This is a genomic window from Paraburkholderia sp. PAMB 6770, from assembly GCF_057748135.1.
The window spans coordinates 2,246,030-2,265,139 of sequence record NZ_CM173239.1; the positions used below are offsets into that span (position 1 = coordinate 2,246,030).

Genomic DNA, 19,110 nt, shown 5'->3' on the forward strand with positions numbered 1-19,110 from the left:
TGACGCGGTTACATGCGCGTTTTGATCTTCTTCGCCTGCACGTAGTGAGCAATGTAGTACATCCAAGTAATGTCCACCGCCGGCACAAAAAGCGGCCCCTGCTCGGAAACATTATATGAATGCAATTCCATCAAGCCCCCACGGGTGGAGACGAGTTTTTTGATGATGGTCTCGCCTGATTTGAGCCGCACCAGTACATCATCCCCGGGCTCGGTACCACTACCCGGCTCAACCAGAACAAAATCCCCTGGGTTGAACTTCGGGATCATTGACGTCCCAACCACGGGAGTCAAGAACGCGTGGGCATCCGTCGTTGCCAACTCTGCGTATTCGTCTGTTGCACCCACCGGATAGTCCCCGTCCGTCCAAACTCTCTCAGGCAATCCGCCTTGCGCTCGTCCAACGACGAAGACGCGGCGAAAGTTTTTAGCGCTTACAGAATAGCGCAACGGCAACGGGTGCGCAGAAGAGTTTTCGACCGCTTCATCACCTCGATCCGGCGAATCAGTCTGCTCCACATCTGCGGGATGCGGCGGTCCAAACAGAAGAAGTTCCGGGGTTGTATTCAGGGCATCAGCGACGAGCGGAATGCGCTTGCGACTCGGTGCCGTCTTGCCGTTTTCCCATTGCTGCACCGTCTGCCATTTCACGCCAACGAGTTCGGCCAGAGCCTCCATGGAGAGGCCTCTCATTTCCCGCAAGTGTTTGATTTTCTCGTGAATCGTCGGCATGGCGCGAATGTTACCCGCAAGGTTTACTTGCGGGTATGCAAGATCACCTTGCAATACAAGAGAATCTTGTGTACGATCATTTTTCATGAGCCCGACCAAACCGCAATCAAAGAACAAAGCCCTGGAACGTGCGATTGCACAGTTCGAGTCGCTTTCTGACATGGCCCGCCAACTTGGGTTGTCGGGATATCAGGTCATCCAGCAATGGCGAAAAGCAGGTCTGGTTCCACGCGATCACTGCACGCTGCTCGCCCAGCTCACCGGCGAAAGTCGCGAGGAACTGATTGGATGGCCGCCATTGAACGGCAACAACAAGGTTGATCGTCTGAGCGCGAGCGACGACACCCAACCTCCCGCCGGCACCAGTGGCGGCGAGAAGCTTTCGAAGATGGTGGCATGAATGAAGCGAGTGCCGGCAACAGTGTTCAAGGCGGATGATCTCGGGGCTTTCCTCGAAGGATTGGATTTTTAGGTCGCTCCCTCGCGCTATCCCGGTAGCGTGTGGTCTTCCCGGTCGTATGACCGGGTCTTTTACAGAATGGCGGTTCGCGGACTGCGGGCTGCTGATGATGGGCATGGCGTTAGTAGTCCTATAAGGATTTGACGCCATTTTTGTTCAGATCGATTGATAACTGCGCATAACGATTGATACGAGAAGCTATCGATGAAGATCAGTAAGGATCAGAACCAGCTCGTGCTGGACTTCGAGGCGGGGCTTGTCGAGCGCTACCGCAACGCCCGGGAAGCAGTTGCACAAGGCGTGTATCAACGCGGCCTCAAGCGCGTTGCTGCCGAGTTGGACCAGGCGCCCGGCAATCTGAGCAATCAACTCGGCGACGACTCGACGCGGCACTTTTCGCTCGACTCCTTTGAGCGCTATCTCGAAGCGTCAGGGGACATGACGCCGCTGTATTACCTCGTCGAAAAATTTCTCGGCGACCGGCGCAATACGAAGCAGGCGGCGGTTGAACAGATCCAGCAACTCGGGCCGCAGCTGGTGGCCCTCCTGAAACAGGCGGGGGTAAGTGCGTAATGGCAAAGAATTCGGTCGACGCGTATGGCGCGTCTGGGAAGACAAACCTGCTGTTTTTTGCGCCGGAGGCGTTGACGCTCGTCACTGACGAGAGTTCGCCTCTGTATGACCCGCGCGTGCATCTGCCGGTCGACGAGAACCTCGCGCGCAACATCGACCACCAAGGCGTCCTTGAGCCGATTGCTGTGATGAAGAATCCCGAGACCGGCGCCGTCGAGGTGGTGGTTGGCCGCCGCCGCACGAAGGCCGCGCTTCTCGCCAACGAATGGCGGAAGGCGCGCGGCGTGGTTCCGATTCGGGTACCGGGATTCGTCCATTGCGCTGACCGGAAGCGCGCGCTCGACGCGATCATCAGCGAGAACGAGTTGCGCGAAGGCGACACGCCAATAGGCCGTGCCGAGAAAATGCGCCGGGCAATGGCGCTCGGCCACGGTGAAGACGAGGTTGCCATGCTGTTCGGGTGCAAGCCCGCGACGGTGCGCGCCACTCTCGCTCTGCTGGAGTGCTGTTCTGACGTCCAGAAGGCGGTCGAGTCCGGAAAGATTGGCATCACGCACGCGAAGCAACTGGCAGGCATGTCGCCGCCCGACCAACGCGCGAAGGTAGCGGAACTGGTCGCGGCTGGCGACGGAGCAACGCCCCATGAGCGCGCAAGGAAGCAGCGCGAGGTACTGGGCAATGACAAACCGCGGATGAAAACCCGTAAGCAGATTCTCGCCGAACTCGAAACCGATCCATCTGGCGAGCGCGGCAAAGCACTTCGGTGGGTTCTGGGCATCGAAGATGCGCAGGCGATGACTGGTCTCGCTGAAGCAAAGGCGGCGATGCAGGATTTCGACCGGACTGCTGCATGAACCTCCAGACCCTGAAACCTCGCGCACGTCCGGTGGATAGTGGCGACACCACTGTCTGGGAGGTTCGTTTTCCTGACGATGAGGCGACGATCGTTTCCGCGTCGCTATCGTGGGCGATCGCCATGGCGTTCCGGATCCGGTTGCATCAGATCACTGCGGGGAGAACGACGTGAACGTCCAAGCGGGTGATCTGGCGCGGGTGATCTTCTCACCGTTCGTCGAAACACCGGGGCTGGCTGGACGCATCGTCGAGGTGGTCTCGCGTATTGACGATGATTTCGTGCAAATGCATCCCGATGGCAATCTGATTTTTCGCGGAGATGGCACCCCTGCATGGATGTGTCGCGCCCACGATCCGTTGCCCGTACTGACCATTTCCGGACATCTCAGGGGCACCGTTGTGTTTGTGCTGGCGCGCGTGATTTCTGACGCCGTCCTGCGTCCTATCGGCGGCGTTCCTCTTAGCGAGGATATCGAAAACGAGGCGGCAGCATGATCCCCTACGAACAGGGCTATGAAGCTGCACGCAAGGGTTCCCCCCATTGGGCCAACCCGTACCGGTGGAATAGCCCGGAGCGCGTCCAGTGGGATGCCGGCTATCACCGCTGGGGCCGCAACATCATGGCGGGTGCGGCATGAAAGGCCTCATTGTCTTGGGCACCCTCATTCTTATCATCGTCCTCTCTGTCTGTGGGGCGGAGTGGCTTGCGCGGGTGGTGGGATGAATGCGCCCGACTACACCGCATTCCTGCAGGCCAAGACGCAACTCGCGACGCGTAACGGCTTCGCGCCGGTCTGGATGCCTGACTATCTGTTCGACTTTCAGGCGTCACTCGTCGACTGGTCGCTGCGCACTGGCCGCGGCGCCGTGCTGGCTGACTGCGGGCTCGGCAAGACGCCGATGGAGCTCGTCTGGGCGCAGAACGTCGTGACGAAGACTCGCGGTCGCGTGCTGATCGTGGCACCGCTCGCGGTCGCACAGCAGATCGTGCGCGAGGCACAGAAGTTCGACATCAGCGTCACGCTCTCGCGCGACGGGCTCGCCCACCCGGGCATTACGGTCACGAACTACGAGTGCCTGCACAAGTTCCATGCGGCTGACTTCGTCGGGTTCGTGGGCGACGAGTCAAGCATCCTGAAGTCGTTCGCCGGCCAGCGCCGCGCCGAGATCACGGTGTTCATGCGCAAGATGCCGCACCGGCTGCTGGCGACCGCGACGGCCGCGCCGAACGACTATGTCGAACTCGGCACGACCAGCGAAGCGCTCGGCTACCTCGGCCACATGGACATGCTGAACCGGTTTTTCAAGAACGATCTGAACAATTCGGCACAGGGTCGCATGCGCGGCGAGGTGATCAAGTGGCGCCTGAAGGGCCACGCCGAGCAACCGTTCTGGCGTTGGGTGTGCTCGTGGGCGCGCGCCATCCGGAAACCGTCGGACCTCGGTTTCGACGACACGCGTTTCGTGCTGCCGCCGCTCACCGAGACCGAGCACCTGGTCGAGACGAACTCGCTTGCCGACGGGATGCTGTTCGCGTTGCCGGCGGTAGGTTTGAAGGAACAGCGCGACGAACGGCGCCGCACGATTGGCGAGCGCTGCGAAAAGGTCGCATCGCTGGTCAACCACACCGGCGAGCCATTTCTGACGTGGTGCGACTTGAACGAGGAAGGCGACGCGCTCGAGCGTTTGATTCCGGACGCCGTGCAAGTCTCCGGCAAGGATTCGGACGAAGCGAAAGAAGAAAAGATGCTCGCCTTCGCCGAAGGAAAGGTCCGCGGCCTGATCACGAAGAAGCGCATCGGCGCGTGGGGCATGAACTTCCAGCACTGCGCACACATCACCGATTTCCCGAGCCACTCGTACGAACAGTACTACCAGGGTGTGCGGCGTTGCTGGCGATACGGTCAGCAACGCGAGGTCCGGGTGGATCTGGTCACAACCGAAGGCGGTCTCGGCATTCTCTCGAACATGCAGCGCAAAGCCGCGCAGGCCGATCGCATGTTCAATAACTTGGTTGGCTGCATGAATGACAGCCTATCGATCGAGCGCACAACGACGTTCGCATACAAAACGGAGATGCCGGCATGGCTGTGATCTGTTTCCGATGCGAAGCCTGCGGAATTTCGTGTGAAGTTTATCGTAGCCCGTCTGCGAGAAAGCCGCGATTTTGCAGTCTGACTTGTCTCGGGTTTGCGCAGCGCGGCGAGGGCAATCCCAGCTTCAAGGAAGGCCGATACCTTGATCCCAACGGCTATGTGCAAGTTCTGAACCCCGATCATCATCTGGCTGATTGCCGTGGATATGTATATGAGCATCGGTTGGTAGCTGAGGAAAAGATTGGACGCCCGCTTGATTCCGAAGAGGTAGTTCATCACCTCAACGGCATAAAAAGTGACAACCGCCAAGAAAATATTGACGTTTTGCAGAATCAATCGGCTCACATGAAAGAGCATTGGATGGAGAAATTGAATGCCAGTCGCTGACCAACTAATCACCGACAAGTATGCGATTTACCAAGGCGACTGTTACGAGGTGATGCGGGATATGCCTTCGGCGTCGGTTCATCTGAGCGTGTACAGTCCGCCCTTCGCCAGTTCGGGCGCAGGCGGTCTCTACGTCTATTCGAGCAGCGAGCGCGACCTCTCGAACTGCGACAGCTACGACCAGTTCTTCGAGCAGTACCGTTTCGTGGTGTGCCAACTCGCGCGGATCACGATGCCGGGCCGCATGTCGTGCGTGCACTGCATGGATATTCCGCGCTCGAACAGCGGCACCGACAGCTATCTCGACTTCCCGGGTGACATCATCCGGCTGCACGCCGAAGAGGGCTTCGCTTACGCCGGGCGTCACATGATCTGGAAGGAGCCGCTCGAGGTTCGGTTGCGCACGATGCAGAAGAACCTCGCGCACGCGTCGCTGGTCGCGGATTCGATGGACTGCGGCATCGCGTCGGGCGACTACCTGCTGCTGTTCCGGCGCACTGGCAAGAACGCTGTTCCTGTCGCACATCCGGTTGGCATGCTCGATTATGCCGGCGAGCGCAAACCACCTGCGGACGTGCTGAGCTATCGCGGCTGGACCGGCAAACAGACGGAGAACCGTTTCTCGCACTGGATCTGGCGCCAGTACGCCGACTGCATGTGGGACGACATCCGCTTCAACCGCGTGTTGCCGTACCGCGAAGCGCGCGACAGCGAAGACGAAAAGCATGTGCACCCGCTGCAACTTGACGTGATCGAGCGCTGTGTGATGCTTCGAAGCAATCCCGGGGAAACGGTCTTCACGCCGTTCATGGGCGTCGGCAGCGAAGTGTACGTCCCGGTCCTGCTAGGACGGCTGGGCGTTGGTGCAGAACTGAAGCCGAGTTACTTCCGGCAGGCGGTCAAGAATGTGACGGCTGCGGCCGACGGGCGCCGGTTCGATCGCGAGAACGACGAGTTGCAACTCGAAGGCCACGCCGAAGAGAGTGATGCAGCATGAGCGCCACAAAGTCACGTTATCCGCGTCCCACCGTCGAGGTTGCATGACGGAGTATCGGCAATGAACGACGGCACGCGGCTTCCGATTCCCTATCCATCCGACACCAAAGCAAAGGGTTGGCGGTTTGAGCTCGACCTCGAGCAGATCGACCAGTCCGATACATGGGCTTTGGCTCCCGTCGAGCTACGCCCGTGGCTGCTGATGGTCTGGGCCGCTGCGTGGCGCCAGACACCCTGCGGTTCGCTGCCCGACGATGATGCACTGATCGCCGTTCGGATCGGCATGAAGGCATCCATATTCACCAAGCATCGGGCAGCGTTACTACGCGGATTCTGGAAGGCAGAAGACGGTCGCCTGTATCACGACACCATCTCATGTCGAGTATCTGAAATGCTCGCCGCGCGGGACAAGGACCGCAACCGGAAGGCCGACTATCGAAAGCGAAAGGCTGCGGAAGGCCAGGGGAAAGACGCGGGAGTCCCCGGAGTGTCCCACGGGACAGACGGCGGACACCAACGTGACACCCATGGGAGGGACGGCACCAGTACCAGTACCAGTACCAGTAAGACGGTTCCTGACGGAACCGGCGCTGCCGCGTCGTCCGGACTTACTCCGCACGAAGCGATTTTCCAGATCGGCGTTCCGTGGCTGCTAAGCCATGCACCCGACATCAAGGAATCGAGCATCCGCTCGATGCTTGGCGGAGCCGAGAAACATCTCACCCAGGCCGGTGCGTGGCTGCTTGTACAGGACTGCATGCGAGTCAAGCCGCTTGAGCCCGTCGCCTGGCTTGCAGCCTCGATCAACGAGCGAAAGAAGGTCGCCGGGGGCATTGCGCGCCGAAGCACTGCGCCGACGCCAGCCGAACTCGCGGACACCAACGCGCGCGCGAAAGCGCTGATCTTCGGACCAGAGGATGGTGATGGAAAAGACTGACTTCGACAGTTTCGTGGCACTGATCGACCAGGTGTACGCCCTGCAGTCGCAGCGGGTTCTCTCGGCCGAAGCAAAGGCGCTGTTCTTCGCCACGCTCGCAGAACACCCGTTTCCGGCCGTACGCCGCGCCGCTTTCTCGCATCTCAAGGACCCGACGAACGGGAAGTTCCCGTTGCTGCCGGCACATATCGAGGCGCAAATTGCTGTTGCAGCTGGAGCCGATGACCGCCCTGGCCCCGACGAAGCATGGGCGATCGCGCTTCGCTCCCTCGACGAGCGCACGACAGTCGTATGGACGACCGAGGCGTTCGAGGCTTTCCTGATCGCACGCCCGGTTCTCGAAGGCGGCGACGAGGTCGGCGCACGGATGGCGTTCAAGGACGCATACAACCGACTGGTCATCGAGGCGCGCGCGGCACGCCGGCCGGCAGTGTGGCAGCCGTCACTCGGCTGGGACAACGACGAGCGCGAACGCGCGCTACGCAGCGCTATGACGAAGAATCGACTGCCGGCACCGATGGCGGCCGCACTGCTCCCAGCCCCTGACGAGGCTGATCCGTTCGACGCAGCGAAGGCTCGAGCGAACCTCGATCGCGTGCGCCAGTTGATTGCGACCATTCCTTCTGCGCTTGAGCGTATCGCGGCTCAACGCGCGTCGGACGCGGCGGCCCAACGTGCGGCTACCGACCAGCGCAAGGCCGAACTGCGCGAACAAGCTCAAACCCGCGGCGTGACCGACGCCGGTTACACGGAGATCGGCCCGCAATGAAACAGATCGTTTTCACGATTCCCGGCACGCCGGTCGCCAAAGGCCGCGCGAAGTCGAGCTCGCGCATCGGCGCCGACGCCAAAGGTGCCCAGCGCGTATTCACGCGCCACTACACGCCGGAGAAGACCCAGCGATACGAGAACCTGGTGCGGCTCGCCGCGCGGGAGGCGATGGGGGACGCGGTGCCGTTCAATGAAGCGGTTGAACTGATCGTCGCGATCTACCTGCCGATCCCCCAGAGCTGGTCAAGGAAGAAGCAGGAGAAGGCGCGCGCAGGTCTGGTCGGTGCCACGAAGAAGCCGGACGCCGACAACGTGCTCAAAGCCCTCAAGGATGGTATGAACGGTGTCGTCTACGTGGATGACGCCCGGATTGTCGACGTCATCATGCGCAAGCGCTATGGGAGCGCGCCGCGCGTTGATGTGGTGGCCCGGGCTCTTGATCTGGAGGTTGCATGAAAACCACCCATGTCCTCTGGACAACGACCGAAGAGCGCATCCTGAAGGAGCACTACGAATCCGCCATGTCGCGCGAACAGCTTTGCGCCCTTCTGCCAAACCACACGTGGCCCGCGATCCGCTGCCGGGCGACGAAGACAATCGGTTTGTCGCGCCCCCCGCGCAAGGGCGAATTCCGCCCCACTCCAACATGGGATCGCATGAAAGCGATTCTCATCGTGGAACAGCTCACCATTCCGCAACTCGTTGAGCGTCTTCAGGTATCGCAACAGCGGATATCGGAGCTCATTACCGCTCACCGGGCAGATCTGTTCATTGCCCGCTGGGTGCCCCCAGCCAAAGGGTCATTGGCGAACGGTCTGGGCATTCGGCGATGAGCCTGATGCAGTGGCACCCTTCAAGCGGCGCACAGCGGCAGCAATCGCGGCGCGGCAGAGAAATCCTTTTCTCGTTGCGGCCGGATCAGTTCGCGCACCGGTATCGGTGCCGGGCCGGATCGTCAGGCATCTGCATGACGACGAGAGGGAGGCAGCATGAGTAAGGTCATCCTGCACATCGACCAGCGCGGCAAGTTGGCTGGCGTCGACGAGAAGAATGAGCGCGCATATTCGCGGTTCCGCAGCAAGCTTGGAAAGCTGCAGCCGGGTCAGACGCTCGCCTTCGAGTTCCGGATTCCGCGCAGCGAGCGATTTCACCGTTTGCACTTCGTCATGCTCACCGCGATCTTCAAATGCCAGGAGGTATTCACGGATCCGGAGCGCATGCGCAAATGGCTGGAAGTCGGCGCCGGGCATTGCGACTTCGTGCCGGGCCCGGGCGGCGAGCTTGTCGCGCTACCGCGCTCGATCGCGTACGAAGCGCTCGATGATGCCGAGTTTCACGAAGTGCACGAGAGCGTGAAAGAGTTCCTGCGTAGTCCACACGCCTACGGCTATCTCTGGCCGCACCTCAACGAGGAGAGCGGCGAGCGGATGGTCGAGGCGATCCTCAATGAGTTCGACCGATGACTGCGCGCGTTTCGTTCCCGAAAACTCTCACCTATCGCAATCAGCGCATCCGCGACTCGGCGCGCGATGAAGAGTGTCTCGTGCGCCTGCCCGGCGCGTGCACACACGATCCGCGCACGACGATCTGGAGTCACTACCGCGGGGGCGCCGGCGGCAAAGCTGGCGCGCTGAAGGCGGATGACCTTTGCGGTGCATTCGCGTGCACCGCGTGCGATGCGGTCTACGACGGCCAGCGGCCACCACCGGCCGGCATGACATACGCCGAGGTCGTGCTTGCGTGGTTCGAAGGCCATATCCGTTCAATCGTTCGGTTGCATGCGAAGGGAATTCTCAAATGATCCATTGGCTGAAACGGCTACTTTCCCAACGTGGTGATCGTGCCGTCATCTTGGATGGATTGCCGGTTCCAGGGGACTGGAACGGTCCGGTATGGCATGGGCACACGCCTGCACAGCCGAAGGTCTGCCCCCCGATCGTCACCGACTGGGATGTCGCCTTAGCCGCCGGGCCGCGCGAGCCGGAACCTGGGCGAATCGAGTATCGGTTCCTCGGTGTGACCGGCGAGGAAGACGCGTGAGGCGTCATGTCGAACGTTACGGCGACCCGCGGCACGAGCGCAACAAGGACCCGCTCGAGATCCTGATCCAACGTGAAAGCGGCACCTGCAAGGGATGCGCTCTCGTTCTGAAATCACCTTTTGGCGGCCCGGAAGTCGCCTGCAAGAAACGTCTGCGGCCCGCGGCGCGCTGCATCGAAGAAACCAAGCGCTGTCAGATTTACACCCTCGAGGAACCCAAGTGAACGCGATTTTCCAGAGCACAGAACAAGCCCTTCACGTTTCGTTCCTCATCCTGTCGGTACCGGCGATGGGCGAGAACAAGTTCCGGCAATTCCTGATTCAGGTGCTCGAGCAGGCGCCAACCTTGAACGAGCGCCAGCAGCGCTGGCTCGACCAACTCAAGGGCGAGCGCTCCGGCAGCGTCGACTTCGGCGGCTTGAGCCAGATGGAAGTGCGCGGCCAGTGCGCCATGATCGTGTCCGCCGTCACTGATCGCCTGCCGTCGACGGAATCAGGCGCCCTGCTCGCCCGGTTCGGGATTGGCGAAACTCAGCAGCGTGGCGTCGTGCGGCTCGCACTCCACGCGCGGCGCAGTTGCGGCATCGGCCTCAAGCCGTGCGCCAAGCTGACCGCCCGGCACTACCTGCCGCGCCGGCACCGCGACGAACTCTCGCTGAGGAATCTCGCCGACGAGTTCAAGGTGACGAAGGACAAGATGCAGCGTGCGGCGGTCTGGATGACGAAGCATTACGCGGCGATCGAGAAGATGGCGATCGCCCGGCTCGATCCGAAATTCAAGGCGCAAGGCGTCGTGGAAACTGAGGTACACGTCGAGGACGAAGTTGCCGACGTTGCGAAACGCGGAGAGCCCGAACTGGCGTGCGATTGAGCGCGAAAAGAGATTGACTTTTTGCGACAAGCCCCCTAGTATTTTGCCAGACTCACCGCAATACCCTCTGAAGCCCCGCCAGCTAAACGCTCGCGGGGCTTTTCGCTTTCCGGCCCCGGAGATCGCGATGCAGGCCGACGACTTATCCGAGCCGGAGCGCGCGAAGCTCGCGGAGTGGACTCTCGCAGCATTCGATGAGGCTGTCGCTGCGGGCTACGTGGTTCCACCATGGCGCTCAAGTCCCCGGATGCGTGAGGCGCTCGCCGGGTATTACCGAGTCGGGCTGTCGCCTACAGATGCGGCTCAGGCGTTGTTCGCTACCCGTCAATAACGCCTGACTGGCGTAAGCAGTCCTTTCACGCATGACGATTGCACCGGGACGCGAACCGGTTAGCCGCAGACCCGTCGCGGGGTGCCAAACAAGGGCGGTCAGGCCCCGTTGGGCCGCAGCAGTCGTCAGCCGTGATGTGAATGCGCGTAAGCGCGGGTCGTGTCGGGGTGCGACTCCCTACCCGTCCGGTGATGGTTGAGCACGTTCGAGACGTGGGCACCGGACATTTGCGTCTACGACGCCGAAGGAAATCGGCCGCTTGGCTCTGCGATACGAGCACCTTCAGATTAGGGCTTGGCGCGCTGGATTTGCCGTCTGATCCAATCAGAGCCGCCAAGACGCTCCAGTTTGGCTTTTTCGTCGGGCGTGACGCGAGCACGGATTGTCTCGGTTAGCCCGGCAGAAGGACGGCCGGCACCGGCGCGCTTCCCGCCCCGCAGTGAGGCGGCTTTGATCGTCGTATCAGCCAAATCAGCGGCACGCTCGTCATCGCCAAGGCGATCAAAGGCGAAGCGAGCAATGCGCCACGCATAGCCTAAAGATTTGACGTCTGGCAATCCAACTCGCGGCAGCGCGGCATGGTCGCCAGCAATGCGGGCATTAGCGGCATCGTAGACGGCCTTCGACCCCGCTCCTGTGCAGGCATCAATGATCTGTTGGTCGGTGATCATGGGAGTTCCCGGTTAGTAGGTGTTGCGCGCCATTGCATCGACGACGCGGCGATAGGCTGCGCTGTACTGCGCATCGGCTGCGTTTGCGGCCGCGCGTTCGGCTTCGATGCCGGATTGCACCTCGGCGGAAACGATCGGCGCAACAGAGATATTTTCAAAGCTCAGAAGGTCGCCGCGGCCAGCGGCTTTGGTTGCGGAAGCCATTTGCGCAAAGAGTGCGGGCGTCAGGAACTTTTCCGAGCGGACGATTTCGACGGCGCCGTTCGGTCGTTGGACCTTGATTTCCGAGTGGCTGAAAACTTGGTGGCTCATGGCTGTCTCCGGTGGTTAGCGTGTTTCCTTGATTGATATTGTAGCAACAAAATCAAATAAAGCAAGAATGATTTTGTGGGTACAAACCCTCACCGAAGCGCGAGACCGCCATCGTGGATGGCCAAGCGGGTCCGAGCGACCTACGAGTTGCGCGCTTCGGTGAGGGTGACAGCCAACCGGATTGACCCGATTTCGGAGAGCCTGGCGGCCTATCCGAGCGATGAGCGCATCGCTTGTCGGAACCACCGGTTGCCGCTTCGATGACCGCGTTCGCCTTTGCGTGCTGGCGGTAGAAGCTTCCCTCAACCCGTCTCCTCCCGCTCGCATGAGCGAGATTCGCCCGGCCTCGCGCCGGGCACTTTGTATTCGATGGGTAGGCCGTGAGAGCCCTCACATCCGCGGCAGCCTGCCGACAGAACGTAAGCCCCCCTCCTTTGCCCGCGCAATGCGGGATTTCAAGCGGCGCTGGGCGGCTGGCAACCACATACCAGATCAGACATGGACAACAAACGCTTCCGCATCGTCAGCGACGGCACGCCGCGCGGCACGAAGGTGCTCGACCCCGACGGCCGCTCGCTGGATATGGGGCTGATCACCAAGGTGGAATGGTCCGTCGAAGCCGCTGGCATCGGCATGGCGCGTGTGACGCTGTTCAACGTCGAGGTGGACGTGATGGGCGATGACGCGAAGCAATCAGCCGACGCGCAATAGACAGACGCTATCACGCGGCGTGAAAGTCTCCGAAAACGCGGGTTTATATCCGGCGATTGCCCGAGTCCGATAGGAAAAAACTAAATCGCGGAAACAAACCCCATGATTGAGGCCGCACATGGCAAAGACATGTGGGGCTAAGACAAGGTCCGGCACGCCTTGCAAACGCGCCCCGATGGAAGGGAAGAAGCGCTGCAAACTGCATGGCGGGGCGAGCACCGGCCCAAAGAAACCGAACACCGCGACGAACGCGCTGAAGCACGGCTTCTATAGCGACGCGCTGACCCCTGACGAGCGGAAGTTGTACCAGCGCGCCGAGGCTGGTTCGCTTGACGACGAGATCCGGCTGGCTCGCGTGAAACTGCACCGCTTTGTGCGCCTCTCTGGCTCGGTGGATCTGCAGGAACTGGTTGACGGTGCTCTGGAAGTGGCCCGCAAAACAGGTCTGGCCTACGACCACGCAACGAAGGAGATGGCGCAGTTCGACAAGCGTGAGATCAAGGCCGCGGCGCCGGACTATGCCGACCTGATCATTCGCCAGATCGACCTGATCCGAAAGCTTGAGTTGGCGCGCGCCGACCTGATGAAGGATGAAGACGACGATGCGCCTGAATCGATCGTGATCAAGGTGCGCCGCGCGAGGAAGGATGATGCGTGAGCTCGAAGTCGATCTCGCGCTGACTGAGCCGCAGGAAGACTTCGTCTTTTCGGGCTTCCAGTTCCCTGCGTTCGTGGGTGGATTCGGTGCCGGCAAGTCAGATGCTCTGGTAACGCGCCTGCTACTGAAGAAGTTGGCTTATCCGCGCTTCAACGTCGGCTACTTCGCTCCGACGTATGATCTGATCAGCCTCATCGCGTGGCCGAAGTTCGAAGAGCGCCTGGATGCGATGAAGATCCGGCACCGTCTGAACAAGACGGACAAGGAACTTTCGCTGCGCACAGGTGGGAGCGTCATCTTCCGGACGCTCGACAATCCCGACCGGATTGTCGGTTTCGAGATCTCCGATGGCGGTATCGATGAATTCGATACGCTTGAGCAGAAAAAGGCCGCGAACGCCTGGCGCAAGTGTCTGGCGCGCTGCCGGAAGAAGAAGCTGGACGGCGAGCGCAATACGCTTGCAATCGCGACAACGCCGGAGGGTTTCCGGTTCGTCTACGAGACATGGCACAAGGCGAAGGATGCCGAGGCCAAAGGTTATAAGCTGTACCGTGCACCGACGGCCAGCAATCCTTATCTGCCGCAGGGGTATGTCGACCAGTTGCGGGCGATCTACCCGCAGAATCTGCTCGATGCTTATCTGGAGGGGCTGTTCGTCAACCTGACGAGTGGCGCGGTCTATCCGGACTTCGATCGCTTCCAGAACCACGTCACTGCGGAGATCGAGCCCGGTGAGCCGCTACATGTCGGGGTGGACTTCAACGTCTATAACTGCACCGCGATCGTTTCAGTGATCCGCCTGGATTGCCCGATCATCGCCGCAGAACTCACTGGTGTCCGCGATACGCCGGCGCTTGCCGAGCAACTCGTGACGCGCTTCGAAGGACATGCGATCACGGCATATCCCGATGCGAGTGGACGCGGCCATAAATCGGTCAACGCGTCGCTCTCGGATCTGCAGATTCTGCGCGATCACGGCATCCAGGTGCACGTGAACAATTCGAATCCAGCCGTGAAAGACCGGGTGAACGCGGTCAATGCCGCCATCTTGAACGGCGATGGATTCCGACGCCTTTACATCGACACCGACAAGTGCCCCGTGATAACGGAATGCCTTGAACAGCAGGTGTACGACAAAAACGGTGAGCCGGACAAAAGTTCTGGGAAGGACCATGCGCCGGACGCGCTTGGCTATTTCATCGCCAACCGCTGGCCGGTGGTGCACAACGGACTCTATTTCGCCTGACGCATGGGACTTTTCTACGACATCCGGTTGTGGGCCGCTCGACGCCGGTACCAGCCGGAGCGCGAATCCCTCGCGTATCCGAAACTCATCAGCCTGATGGGTCAGAACCGGACGCTGGGGACGCCCAAGCCCACGCCGACGAACCTGCGCTACTTCAGCCGCACGGTGTACGCGCGTCGCGCGATCAACCGCATCAAGGATGCGATCTCGACGATGCCGTGGCAGATCATCTGCGACGATAAATCCAGCGCTTCGCAGCGTCAGGCTGAGATCGTCGCGAATTGCCTGGACAATCCGAACGAATCGGACAGCTTCACGACACTGATTGAGCAGTGGATCGAAGATGCACTCGTCACCGGTGCGGGCACGCTGGAACAGGCAGTTTCACCCGACCCCGTTCGGCCGATCTGGTTGTGGCCAGTGGATGCGACCACCATCCGTCCCGTGGTGAAGTGGGACGGCAATCCGAAATCGGTGCGCTTCCTGCAGGCGCTGGGATACACGGGTGGTTCGATCCTCTCCGAGGTCAATGCAAAGCAGTTGACGGCCGAGGAAATCATCTACATGCGGCTGAATCCGTCCACGGAGTCTCCGTACGGATATGGCCCCCTTGAGATCGCGTACGACTCGATCTCGTGGAAGCTGGGCGTAGGTCGATATGCATCGAGTGCGGCCAGCAATGCGCAACCGCAAAACCTGATTTACGTCGGGTCCGTCACGAATGAGTCTGAACTACTGACATTCCGCGCCTATTGGCGCAACGAGGTCGAGGGTCAAGGTCAAACGCCAATCATCGGCAATCAGATGAAGCCGGAGGCAATCCGGCTGCACGCCGGGACGGACGATGCGCTTTACCTGAAATGGCAGGAATTCCTGATCCGCGAGATCGCGACAGGCTTCCAGCTGTCACCCCAGAGCCTGGGCATCGAGCGCGACGTCAACCGCAACACTGCGGAGACGGCTGAGGATCGCGATTGGGATTCGGCAGTCAAGCCGATGGCGCTTCGCGTTCAGGCGCACATCAACCGCGATGTACTGCGCGCACGCCATGGCATCACAAACGTACGATTCGGGTTCGACGGCCTCGATCGCGAGGATGAAAAGGCAATCGCCGACATCTTCAAGACGGAATACCAGAACAACGCTTGCACCCCGAACGAGTATCGCGCACAGAAAGGCCTGGAGCCGCTGAAGTCGCGCTGGGCTGACCTGACGTATGCGGACATGCAGATCGCCATGAAAGCCGCGCAAGGCGCGAAGGAAGTCGACGACCCTCCCATCCAACCATCCACTGGAGCATCCGAATGAGCATCCTGCAACACACCATCGAGTCGCCGGACGGCGCGACGCCGGCCCATCAGGACCGCGCGATCATCGGCTCGATCCCGGGCATTGCGAACGTTGCTGGCGGGAGCGCGGGAGCGGCCGTGACGACAACGGTGTCGCTTCCCTCGTCGGCCAATCTGCCGGCGAACTACTGCGTGCTGATCAATCCCGGTCAGGATGCCACCTGGTATGTCAGCAACAAGACGTTCGACAGTTTCGAGGTCACGCTGACACCGCGGCTCGCCGCGAACACGTTGGCCGCCGGCACGTTCGACGCGGTCATCGTCGCCTGATCATGGGACGCCCAGCCAAAGACGCGCGCGCGCCGGCCGCGCAAGAAGAAATCGCCGGAAAGCCCGTCGAAGACATCGACGCGTCCGCAGAGCAATCGCTGAGTGAGTTGCTCGCGCAATCGCTGAGCACGGCACCCATCGGGCCCGCGCATGGTGCGCTGAGCGCTATCAACACGGCTCTCCTCGAACTCAAGGCGCGCGCCGCCACCGTCGACGCGCATCTTCGCGCCGAATACGCGCCGCTGCTTGATCGCATCCAGTCCCTGTGAGGCAGAGATGCCCCTGACCACCGAACAGCGCAACAACCTTGCCGATGAGGACTTCGCAGTCCCCGCCAAGCGCGCGTTGCCAATTCGCAATACACCCAACGACGTCGACCATACCCGCATGGCGTGGTCAATGGTTGACCACACGAAGGGATTGAGCGATACGGAGCGCGCCGAGGCGCGACGCCGGATCCTGCATCGGGCGAAAGAATTGGGCCTCGACACATCGAAGTGGGAAGCGCACCAGTCCGCCCGCATGGATATGCAACCGGCGGGCGCGAACGACGGCGGTCTGCGCGCAATGCGCTTCGAGGCAATGGCACTCGACATGCCGGAAACGCCGGGCCATCCGAACAAGGCGCCGTTCTCGGGCGTCATGACGCGCATCGATCAGCCGAGCGATCAGCCGGTGGGCGGCGCAAACGGCAAACGCGTCCTGATTCCGCGCGCCGTTGCGGAAGAGGCCCTGTCATCGCTGCTTGGGATGGGCGTCGACTATCAGCCGAATCTGAGCGGGCACGACCCGACGAAGAAAATCGGCGTGATCACTGCTGCAACCGTGGAAGGTGATGGCATCCACATCGAAGGTTTTCTGTACGGCGCGGACTTTCCGGCCGTGGTGGCTGAGATTCGGTCGAAGAAACGGCTATTGGGGTTCTCGTACGAAGCCCAAACCGGCATCAAGGACTGGAACAGCGACCCGATCGAGGTGACGAGCTGTGTTTTTACTGGCGCCGCGATCCTGTTCAAGGACAAGGCCGCCTACACCACCACATCACTTGAGGCGTCCGCCTCGACGGAGATTTCCGAAATGGATATCAAGGAATTGATCGGCGCCGTGCGCGACGTCGTGAAAGAAGAGATGGCCCCTGTCCTGAAGGACGTGAACGAGCTCAAGGCGAGTGCCGGCAAGCTCGAAGCGGCCAACGTGCTGCACAAGGTCAAGGAACATTCGGATCGCATCCGCGCGTGCGCCGATGGCTTGGAGGCCGCCGGCATGGGTGGTCACGAGCGCCATGGCCACGTCGCCGTGCTCCGGCGCATGGCCGACAAGATGGAAGCGGAAGCAGTGCTGGGCAAATTGCCCCATCTCTGGCGCGACCACGACTGGATGGAAGCGGCCGCCACGGGCGAGAGCGATGCGCTGAAGGCGGCGAATGCAAAGATCGACGAACTCACGACGACGGTCAACGAGCTCAAGGGGAAGGCTTTCCATGCGTCCGGCGCCCCCGTTCGCCCGACGGAGGCTGCGCCAGCGGCACGCCCTGGCGTGCACGCCGAGCACACGGACGCGCGCGCAAAGGATGCCGATCTGAGGGCGGCTGGCGCGAGCACGACGGCGCGCCTCGCTGCCATCACGATGTCGCGCATGCAGCCGAACACCTGACGCCCCGCATCCCGCACAACAGCAGAAGCCGCCTTCGGGCGGCTTTTTTATTGCCCAGAGGATTCCAGCCATGTCCCAAGCACAGATGATGACCCTCAAGGCCGCCGCCGATTATCTCGGTACGGGTGCCATCGAGGTCAACGACTACGAGCCGGTCATCACCGACCTCGTGCGCCGCCGTTCGGTGGCGCTCCAGCGCTTCAAGCAGGTTCCGGCGACCGGCCAGCCGCACCGCTACTTCGAACAGACGGCCATCTCGACCGCGGGCTTCCAGAGTACCGGTGGCCAGGGCAGCTCCGCGATCAGCCCCAACCCGTCGAGTCCGACGCGCGTCGAGCGCTCGGCGTTCATCAAGGCGTGCGTGAACCAGTCGAACATCGCCCTGTTCGACAAGATGGTCACCCAGCAACAGAAGAAGTTTGCCGAGGTGATCGCGCGCGATATCGAGGACATCATCAGCGGCATCAATGTTGCGCGTGCGGCCAACGTATGGGCTGGTAACGACACCAGTCTGTCGTCGCCGACCACCGTTCAATACGTGGGGCTGCTCACGCAGATCACGACGCAGTTCACGATCGCCCCGGGCGCATCGATCATCGACGGCCTGAAGGCTGCGGTTGCGGAACTCTTCGCGAGCGAGACGTACGTCGCGAAGCCGACCGCGATCTACCTGAACCCGGTGCTGGGCGATTACATCGATCGCGAGGCGCGCGCTGGTCAGATCACACTGGCCGAAACGGAGGTTGTCTCCGGGGTCAAGGTGAAGGCGCTTGCCACGCAGGCGGGTGATCTGCCGCTCATTGGCGACCAGTTTCTGCAGCCGGCCGCGGGTGCCGCCTACGGCTTCGCGCCCCCCCCCAGTGGCAACAAGAACTACTTCGCCGTGATCCTCACCGAGGACATGATCGAAATGCCATACGTCAGTGGCGAGACCGACAACCCGAATCCGTTGCTGTTCCAGCTCGGGCTGACCGGGAACCTATCGGGCCAGTTCGTTGGCGTGATGTTCGACGCCATCGTCGCGAAGGCATTCGGATACGCGCACGGCGTCGTGGCCGTACAGCGTCCGTAATGCGCGTCTATCGGCCGCAAGACCGGGAGGTGCCGCGGCATACCGTCTTCGTCCAGCCGGGCCGGCAATTTCCCGTATCCGAATGGCTCAACGACGACGGAAGTGCGCGCATGTTCCCGG

The 19,110-nt window shown here is 61.3% G+C and carries 27 protein-coding genes; 24 read left to right on the forward strand and 3 right to left on the reverse strand.

From position 1 onward, the window contains the following. Positions 1 to 8 precede the first annotated feature (8 nt). Positions 9 to 818, reverse strand: a complete 810-nt coding sequence (locus AC3AP7_RS27475) for an XRE family transcriptional regulator (protein ID WP_487363445.1) — start codon at positions 816 to 818, stop codon at positions 9 to 11. On the opposite strand from AC3AP7_RS27475, the gene AC3AP7_RS27480 reads away from it, so the two are divergent. The 16 genes from AC3AP7_RS27480 to AC3AP7_RS27555 all read left to right on the forward strand — a co-directional run bounded on the left by AC3AP7_RS27480 (position 817) and on the right by AC3AP7_RS27555 (position 10,717). Continuing rightward, positions 817 to 1,131, forward strand: coding sequence for a hypothetical protein (locus AC3AP7_RS27480; protein ID WP_487363446.1), 315 nt, complete (start codon positions 817 to 819; stop codon positions 1,129 to 1,131). The genes AC3AP7_RS27475 and AC3AP7_RS27480 overlap by 2 nt on opposite strands. A gap of 264 nt (positions 1,132 to 1,395) precedes the next feature. Continuing rightward, positions 1,396 to 1,764 carry a hypothetical protein gene (locus AC3AP7_RS27485; protein ID WP_487363447.1) on the forward strand — a complete coding sequence of 123 codons (369 nt, stop codon included), beginning with the start codon at positions 1,396 to 1,398 and terminating at the stop codon, positions 1,762 to 1,764. Further along, complete coding sequence (locus AC3AP7_RS27490; protein WP_487363448.1) at positions 1,764 to 2,618, forward strand: ParB/RepB/Spo0J family partition protein; 855 nt, start codon at positions 1,764 to 1,766, stop codon at positions 2,616 to 2,618. The genes AC3AP7_RS27485 and AC3AP7_RS27490 overlap by 1 nt, the downstream gene beginning before the upstream one ends. Beyond that, positions 2,615 to 2,791 (forward strand): hypothetical protein, encoded by a 177-nt coding sequence (locus tag AC3AP7_RS27495; RefSeq protein ID WP_487363449.1) that lies wholly within the window; start codon positions 2,615 to 2,617, stop codon positions 2,789 to 2,791. Before AC3AP7_RS27490 ends, AC3AP7_RS27495 begins: the two co-directional genes overlap by 4 nt. Beyond that, positions 2,788 to 3,114 carry a hypothetical protein gene (locus AC3AP7_RS27500; protein WP_487363450.1) on the forward strand — a complete coding sequence of 109 codons (327 nt, stop codon included), beginning with the start codon at positions 2,788 to 2,790 and terminating at the stop codon, positions 3,112 to 3,114. Before AC3AP7_RS27495 ends, AC3AP7_RS27500 begins: the two co-directional genes overlap by 4 nt. A gap of 93 nt (positions 3,115 to 3,207) precedes the next feature. Beyond that, the gene (locus AC3AP7_RS27505) at positions 3,208 to 4,713 is read left to right on the forward strand and encodes a DEAD/DEAH box helicase (protein WP_487363452.1); all 1,506 of its coding nucleotides are present in this window, start codon (positions 3,208 to 3,210) and stop codon (positions 4,711 to 4,713) included. Continuing rightward, entirely contained in the window at positions 4,704 to 5,102 is a 399-nt protein-coding gene (locus tag AC3AP7_RS27510; protein ID WP_487363453.1) for an HNH endonuclease, read from the forward strand. Before AC3AP7_RS27505 ends, AC3AP7_RS27510 begins: the two co-directional genes overlap by 10 nt. Next, positions 5,089 to 6,099: a DNA-methyltransferase gene (locus AC3AP7_RS27515; protein ID WP_487363454.1), complete on the forward strand. Its 1,011-nt coding sequence runs from the start codon at positions 5,089 to 5,091 to the stop codon at positions 6,097 to 6,099. The genes AC3AP7_RS27510 and AC3AP7_RS27515 overlap by 14 nt, the downstream gene beginning before the upstream one ends. A gap of 60 nt (positions 6,100 to 6,159) precedes the next feature. Then, positions 6,160 to 7,035: a hypothetical protein gene (locus AC3AP7_RS27520; RefSeq protein WP_487363455.1), complete on the forward strand. Its 876-nt coding sequence runs from the start codon at positions 6,160 to 6,162 to the stop codon at positions 7,033 to 7,035. Beyond that, positions 7,022 to 7,804 (forward strand): hypothetical protein, encoded by a 783-nt coding sequence (locus AC3AP7_RS27525; protein ID WP_487363456.1) that lies wholly within the window; start codon positions 7,022 to 7,024, stop codon positions 7,802 to 7,804. Before AC3AP7_RS27520 ends, AC3AP7_RS27525 begins: the two co-directional genes overlap by 14 nt. Next, on the forward strand, positions 7,801 to 8,262 hold the full coding sequence (locus AC3AP7_RS27530; RefSeq protein WP_487363457.1) for a RusA family crossover junction endodeoxyribonuclease: 462 nt from the start codon (positions 7,801 to 7,803) through the stop codon (positions 8,260 to 8,262). Before AC3AP7_RS27525 ends, AC3AP7_RS27530 begins: the two co-directional genes overlap by 4 nt. Beyond that, positions 8,259 to 8,639, forward strand: a complete 381-nt coding sequence (locus AC3AP7_RS27535) for a hypothetical protein (RefSeq protein ID WP_487363458.1) — start codon at positions 8,259 to 8,261, stop codon at positions 8,637 to 8,639. Before AC3AP7_RS27530 ends, AC3AP7_RS27535 begins: the two co-directional genes overlap by 4 nt. Positions 8,640 to 8,795: 156 nt before the next feature. Next, a complete protein-coding gene (locus tag AC3AP7_RS27540) occupies positions 8,796 to 9,269 on the forward strand; it encodes a DUF1367 family protein (RefSeq protein ID WP_487363459.1) in 474 nt (157 codons plus the stop codon). Continuing rightward, positions 9,266 to 9,607: a nuclease domain-containing protein gene (locus AC3AP7_RS27545; protein ID WP_487363460.1), complete on the forward strand. Its 342-nt coding sequence runs from the start codon at positions 9,266 to 9,268 to the stop codon at positions 9,605 to 9,607. Before AC3AP7_RS27540 ends, AC3AP7_RS27545 begins: the two co-directional genes overlap by 4 nt. Positions 9,608 to 9,842: 235 nt before the next feature. Beyond that, the gene (locus AC3AP7_RS27550) at positions 9,843 to 10,070 is read left to right on the forward strand and encodes a hypothetical protein (RefSeq protein ID WP_487363462.1); all 228 of its coding nucleotides are present in this window, start codon (positions 9,843 to 9,845) and stop codon (positions 10,068 to 10,070) included. Beyond that, the gene (locus AC3AP7_RS27555; protein ID WP_487363463.1) at positions 10,067 to 10,717 is read left to right on the forward strand and encodes a hypothetical protein; all 651 of its coding nucleotides are present in this window, start codon (positions 10,067 to 10,069) and stop codon (positions 10,715 to 10,717) included. Before AC3AP7_RS27550 ends, AC3AP7_RS27555 begins: the two co-directional genes overlap by 4 nt. Positions 10,718 to 11,335: 618 nt before the next feature. Here the strand turns inward: AC3AP7_RS27555 and AC3AP7_RS27560 are convergent. Both AC3AP7_RS27560 and AC3AP7_RS27565 read right to left on the reverse strand, forming a co-directional pair. Next, the gene (locus tag AC3AP7_RS27560; protein ID WP_487363464.1) at positions 11,336 to 11,719 is read right to left on the reverse strand and encodes a hypothetical protein; all 384 of its coding nucleotides are present in this window, start codon (positions 11,717 to 11,719) and stop codon (positions 11,336 to 11,338) included. A gap of 12 nt (positions 11,720 to 11,731) precedes the next feature. Further along, a complete protein-coding gene (locus tag AC3AP7_RS27565) occupies positions 11,732 to 12,031 on the reverse strand; it encodes a hypothetical protein (RefSeq protein ID WP_487363465.1) in 300 nt (99 codons plus the stop codon). A 498-nt stretch (positions 12,032 to 12,529) separates the two neighbouring features. Between AC3AP7_RS27565 and AC3AP7_RS27570 the strand changes: the two genes are divergently transcribed. From AC3AP7_RS27570 to AC3AP7_RS27605, 8 genes are all read left to right on the forward strand, one after another. Further along, the gene (locus tag AC3AP7_RS27570; RefSeq protein ID WP_487363466.1) at positions 12,530 to 12,742 is read left to right on the forward strand and encodes a hypothetical protein; all 213 of its coding nucleotides are present in this window, start codon (positions 12,530 to 12,532) and stop codon (positions 12,740 to 12,742) included. Positions 12,743 to 12,917: 175 nt separating this feature from the next. Then, positions 12,918 to 13,400 carry an HGGxSTG domain-containing protein gene (locus tag AC3AP7_RS27575; RefSeq protein ID WP_488324839.1) on the forward strand — a complete coding sequence of 161 codons (483 nt, stop codon included), beginning with the start codon at positions 12,918 to 12,920 and terminating at the stop codon, positions 13,398 to 13,400. Further along, complete coding sequence (locus tag AC3AP7_RS27580) at positions 13,393 to 14,646, forward strand: phage terminase large subunit (RefSeq protein ID WP_487363468.1); 1,254 nt, start codon at positions 13,393 to 13,395, stop codon at positions 14,644 to 14,646. The genes AC3AP7_RS27575 and AC3AP7_RS27580 overlap by 8 nt, the downstream gene beginning before the upstream one ends. A 3-nt stretch (positions 14,647 to 14,649) precedes the next feature. Continuing rightward, positions 14,650 to 15,954 carry a phage portal protein gene (locus AC3AP7_RS27585; protein WP_487363469.1) on the forward strand — a complete coding sequence of 435 codons (1,305 nt, stop codon included), beginning with the start codon at positions 14,650 to 14,652 and terminating at the stop codon, positions 15,952 to 15,954. Continuing rightward, on the forward strand, positions 15,951 to 16,265 hold the full coding sequence (locus AC3AP7_RS27590; RefSeq protein ID WP_487363470.1) for a hypothetical protein: 315 nt from the start codon (positions 15,951 to 15,953) through the stop codon (positions 16,263 to 16,265). Before AC3AP7_RS27585 ends, AC3AP7_RS27590 begins: the two co-directional genes overlap by 4 nt. A gap of 2 nt (positions 16,266 to 16,267) precedes the next feature. Continuing rightward, complete coding sequence (locus tag AC3AP7_RS27595; protein WP_487363471.1) at positions 16,268 to 16,534, forward strand: hypothetical protein; 267 nt, start codon at positions 16,268 to 16,270, stop codon at positions 16,532 to 16,534. A 7-nt stretch (positions 16,535 to 16,541) separates the two neighbouring features. Continuing rightward, entirely contained in the window at positions 16,542 to 17,918 is a 1,377-nt protein-coding gene (locus AC3AP7_RS27600; protein WP_487363472.1) for a DUF6582 domain-containing protein, read from the forward strand. Between the two features lie 70 nt (positions 17,919 to 17,988). Continuing rightward, positions 17,989 to 18,990: a hypothetical protein gene (locus tag AC3AP7_RS27605; RefSeq protein WP_487363473.1), complete on the forward strand. Its 1,002-nt coding sequence runs from the start codon at positions 17,989 to 17,991 to the stop codon at positions 18,988 to 18,990. Positions 18,991 to 19,110 lie beyond the last annotated feature (120 nt).

Coding starts and splice junctions, on each gene's coding strand:
- AC3AP7_RS27480 (WP_487363446.1), top strand. CDS start 817: ATGAGCCCGACCAAACCGCAATCAAAGAACAAAGCCCTGGAACGTGCG.
- AC3AP7_RS27475 (WP_487363445.1), bottom strand. CDS start 818: ATGAAAAATGATCGTACACAAGATTCTCTTGTATTGCAAGGTGATCTT.
- AC3AP7_RS27485 (WP_487363447.1), top strand. CDS start 1,396: ATGAAGATCAGTAAGGATCAGAACCAGCTCGTGCTGGACTTCGAGGCG.
- AC3AP7_RS27490 (WP_487363448.1), top strand. CDS start 1,764: ATGGCAAAGAATTCGGTCGACGCGTATGGCGCGTCTGGGAAGACAAAC.
- AC3AP7_RS27495 (WP_487363449.1), top strand. CDS start 2,615: ATGAACCTCCAGACCCTGAAACCTCGCGCACGTCCGGTGGATAGTGGC.
- AC3AP7_RS27505 (WP_487363452.1), top strand. CDS start 3,208: ATGCCGGCTATCACCGCTGGGGCCGCAACATCATGGCGGGTGCGGCAT.
- AC3AP7_RS27510 (WP_487363453.1), top strand. CDS start 4,704: ATGGCTGTGATCTGTTTCCGATGCGAAGCCTGCGGAATTTCGTGTGAA.
- AC3AP7_RS27515 (WP_487363454.1), top strand. CDS start 5,089: ATGCCAGTCGCTGACCAACTAATCACCGACAAGTATGCGATTTACCAA.
- AC3AP7_RS27520 (WP_487363455.1), top strand. CDS start 6,160: ATGAACGACGGCACGCGGCTTCCGATTCCCTATCCATCCGACACCAAA.
- AC3AP7_RS27525 (WP_487363456.1), top strand. CDS start 7,022: ATGGAAAAGACTGACTTCGACAGTTTCGTGGCACTGATCGACCAGGTG.
- AC3AP7_RS27530 (WP_487363457.1), top strand. CDS start 7,801: ATGAAACAGATCGTTTTCACGATTCCCGGCACGCCGGTCGCCAAAGGC.
- AC3AP7_RS27535 (WP_487363458.1), top strand. CDS start 8,259: ATGAAAACCACCCATGTCCTCTGGACAACGACCGAAGAGCGCATCCTG.
- AC3AP7_RS27540 (WP_487363459.1), top strand. CDS start 8,796: ATGAGTAAGGTCATCCTGCACATCGACCAGCGCGGCAAGTTGGCTGGC.
- AC3AP7_RS27545 (WP_487363460.1), top strand. CDS start 9,266: ATGACTGCGCGCGTTTCGTTCCCGAAAACTCTCACCTATCGCAATCAG.
- AC3AP7_RS27560 (WP_487363464.1), bottom strand. CDS start 11,719: ATGATCACCGACCAACAGATCATTGATGCCTGCACAGGAGCGGGGTCG.
- AC3AP7_RS27565 (WP_487363465.1), bottom strand. CDS start 12,031: ATGAGCCACCAAGTTTTCAGCCACTCGGAAATCAAGGTCCAACGACCG.
- AC3AP7_RS27570 (WP_487363466.1), top strand. CDS start 12,530: ATGGACAACAAACGCTTCCGCATCGTCAGCGACGGCACGCCGCGCGGC.
- AC3AP7_RS27575 (WP_488324839.1), top strand. CDS start 12,918: ATGGAAGGGAAGAAGCGCTGCAAACTGCATGGCGGGGCGAGCACCGGC.
- AC3AP7_RS27580 (WP_487363468.1), top strand. CDS start 13,393: ATGCGTGAGCTCGAAGTCGATCTCGCGCTGACTGAGCCGCAGGAAGAC.
- AC3AP7_RS27585 (WP_487363469.1), top strand. CDS start 14,650: ATGGGACTTTTCTACGACATCCGGTTGTGGGCCGCTCGACGCCGGTAC.
- AC3AP7_RS27590 (WP_487363470.1), top strand. CDS start 15,951: ATGAGCATCCTGCAACACACCATCGAGTCGCCGGACGGCGCGACGCCG.
- AC3AP7_RS27595 (WP_487363471.1), top strand. CDS start 16,268: ATGGGACGCCCAGCCAAAGACGCGCGCGCGCCGGCCGCGCAAGAAGAA.
- AC3AP7_RS27600 (WP_487363472.1), top strand. CDS start 16,542: ATGCCCCTGACCACCGAACAGCGCAACAACCTTGCCGATGAGGACTTC.
- AC3AP7_RS27605 (WP_487363473.1), top strand. CDS start 17,989: ATGTCCCAAGCACAGATGATGACCCTCAAGGCCGCCGCCGATTATCTC.